General features: G+C 69.8%; 1 protein-coding gene and 1 pseudogene. One reads left to right on the forward strand and one right to left on the reverse strand.

The annotated features are described in order from the left end of the window. Window positions 1–183, forward strand: a pseudogene (locus ACIQOV_RS42835) (protein phosphatase); the annotation flags it as partial. Window positions 184–217: 34 nt separating this feature from the next. Here the strand turns inward: ACIQOV_RS42835 and ACIQOV_RS42840 are convergent. Further along, on the reverse strand, window positions 218–1,014 hold a 797-nt coding region (locus tag ACIQOV_RS42840; RefSeq protein WP_401056723.1), incomplete at its 5' end, for a UDP-N-acetylglucosamine 1-carboxyvinyltransferase.

Raw genomic sequence — 1,014 nt, forward strand, 5'->3', positions numbered from 1 at the left:
GGGTACAACCGCTCGGGCCTGGTGGCGGCGCAGGCGCTGATCGGCCTCGGCCACGAGAGCGGCGAGGCGGTCCGGCTGGTCCGGGAACGGCGCTCGCCCTCGGCACTGAACAACCCGGTGTTCGTGGACTACCTGGACACCGGCCTGGAGGTCGCCGTGCTGCCGACCGGCCTCAACGGGTGAGGCCGGTCAGTGACATGACGTTCCGTCCGGTTTCTCAGATGTCGCGGAAGGTCTCGATCTGGGCGCCGATGGAGTTGAGGCGCTCGGCGAGGTCCTCGTAGCCGCGGTTGATGACGTAGACGTTGCGCAGCACCGAGGTGCCCTTGGCGGCGAGCATGGCGAGCAGGATGACCACGGCGGGGCGCAGGGCCGGCGGGCACATCATCTCGGCGGCGCGCCACCGGGTCGGCCCCTGGACCAGCACCCGGTGCGGGTCGAGGAGCTTGACGTCGGCGCCGAGGCGGGTCAGCTCGGTCAGGTAGATCGCGCGGTTGTCGTACACCCAGTCGTGGATCATCGTGGTGCCGTGCGCGGCCGCGGCGATGGCGGCGAAGAACGGCACGTTGTCGATGTTGATGCCGGGGAACGGCATCGGGTGGATGGTGTCGATCGGCGCGGTCAGCTTGGACGGGCGCACGGTGAGGTCGACCAGCCGGGTGTGACCGTTGTGGGCCCGGTACTCGGGGGTGCGGTCGTAGTCGAGACCCATGCCCTCCAGCACGGCGAGCTCGATCTCCAGGAACTCGATCGGCACCCGGCGGACGGTCAGCTCGGAGGAGGTGACGACGGCGGCGGCCAGCAGGCTCATCGCCTCCACCGGGTCCTCGGCCGGGGTGTAGTCGACGTCGCAGGTGATCTGCGGGACGCCGTGCACGGTGAGGGTGGTGGTGCCGATGCCCTCGATCCTCACGCCCAGCTTCTCCAGGAAGAAGCAGAGGTCCTGGACCATGTAGTTGGGCGAGGCGTTGCGGATGACGCTGACGCCGTCGTGCCGGGCGGCGGCCAGCAGGG

This window comes from Kitasatospora sp. NPDC091257, from assembly GCF_044757675.1.
GTDB lineage: Bacteria > Actinomycetota > Actinomycetes > Streptomycetales > Streptomycetaceae > Kitasatospora > Kitasatospora lactacystinica.